Consider the following 1,831-nt stretch of genomic DNA (forward strand, 5'->3'; position numbering starts at 1 on the left):
TTTAAAATAATTGCTGAGCGCTATCGTAATCGAAGAAGACGTTATGGCTTGCGTTGTAACCTTCTCTCCGCTATTTACAATTACGAACTATCATTGTCAGCTTAAAATTTCTTGTTGTGACAATAATTTAAATACTTATCTATTTTGCAAGAGGTCTATTTTCCCTCATGATTGCCTCTCAGCAAAAAACCTATCTCACTCCTGAAGCATATCTTCAGATAGAAGAAAACAGCGATCTTAAAAACGAATATATTAATGGAGAAATTTGCGTGATGGCTGGGGTGACAAATACCCACGTCACGATCGCAGGAAATATCTTTGCACTACTGCTATCTCACTTACGGGGTTCAGGATGTCGAGTATATATCTCCGATATGAAAGTCAGAATTGAAAGTAAAAATTGTTTTTACTATCCTGACATCATAGTCACTTGCGAAGAGAAAGATCGAGAAAATTCTACTTACAAAAAATATCCCTGTCTAATTATAGAAGTACTTTCCAATTCCACAGAAGCCTTTGATAGAGGGGATAAATTTATTGATTATCAATCTTTGGAGACATTACAAGAATATGTCTTGATCAATAGCAAAAAAGCCAGAATTGAATGTTTTCGTCGTACAGAAGGGCAATCATGGAATTTACAATTTTATACGGATCAAAATAAAAAGTTTGAGTTAACAAGCATAAATTTTGTGGGGACAATTGATGATGTGTATGAAGAAGTTAATTTTCTAGAATAAAGTAACAACTATTAATACGTACAGAAGTGAAAGTCGAAGTAGATGAAGCTTTAATCACACCTAGACTGTGGATTTGTTGGTACAAATCTTATCCGGAGGTTGAAAATACAATATTTGCACATCCATCTTAAATATATGTGGCAAAAAAATATGACTTCTCAAAACAATAACGCCCAAGCAATACTAACTGAGAGTTTTCCCCCTATCAATAGATCCAATTTAGAGCATTGACATAAGCATGTTAGAAATATGCTCTCGCTATCCTAATTAAGGAAATATCAGCTTTCGAGTTGAGCGTTATTGAGTTGTTTAGACGAGACAGATGTAGAACTTAACAGCTGTTTTGACCTCCTTTGATAGAACATGGACAAGAGCTGTAATCTCTGTCAGGGAAGCTATTACCTGCTTCGATTACTAAATTATCATCCGTCGGTTTCTATTGCCCCAGAAAGTCATACAACTTTACGAAATCGACATAAATCCAGATTTACTTCTTTTCGCCACAAAATCGCTCAAAAGTTGATTATGATTAACTTTGCTTATAGCAAAGATAAGAAAATCTTTGTTACACTTCGTTACAATTGGGCTAAGATATAGACATATCATTCATAACGCAATCATAAATAAATGACTACTACTCTACAGCAACGCGAAAGCGTCAGCTCTTGGGAGAAGTTCTGTCAGTGGATTACTAGCACAGACAACCGCATCTATGTTGGTTGGTTCGGTGTTCTAATGATTCCCTGCCTTCTCGCAGCTACTACTTGCTTCATCATTGCATTCATCGCTGCTCCTCCCGTGGACATCGATGGTATCCGTGAGCCTGTTGCAGGTTCCTTGGTATACGGAAACAACATCATTTCTGGTGCTGTAATTCCTTCTTCTAATGCAATTGGTCTTCACTTCTACCCCATCTGGGAAGCTGCTTCTCTAGATGAGTGGTTGTACAACGGTGGCCCTTACCAGCTAGTAATTTTCCACTTCTTGATCGGTGTGTTCTGCTACATGGGTCGTCAGTGGGAACTTTCTTTCCGCTTAGGGATGCGCCCTTGGATCTGTGTTGCATACTCTGCACCAGTATCCGCAGCAAC

1 protein-coding gene and 2 pseudogenes are annotated in these 1,831 nt (G+C 38.0%); all 3 read left to right on the forward strand.

Translation table 11 applies throughout. The features are described from left to right. Nucleotides 1–105, forward strand: a pseudogene (locus XEN7305_RS28415) (IS5/IS1182 family transposase); the annotation flags it as partial. Nucleotides 106–167: 62 nt separating this feature from the next. Next, complete coding sequence (locus XEN7305_RS00045) at nucleotides 168–740, forward strand: Uma2 family endonuclease (RefSeq protein WP_006507235.1); 573 nt, start codon at nucleotides 168–170, stop codon at nucleotides 738–740. A gap of 627 nt (nucleotides 741–1,367) precedes the next feature. Further along, a pseudogene (locus XEN7305_RS00050) lies at nucleotides 1,368–1,831 on the forward strand (photosystem II q(b) protein); the annotation flags it as partial.

Source organism: Xenococcus sp. PCC 7305 (genome assembly GCF_000332055.1).
Classification (GTDB): Bacteria; Cyanobacteriota; Cyanobacteriia; order Cyanobacteriales; family Xenococcaceae; genus Xenococcus.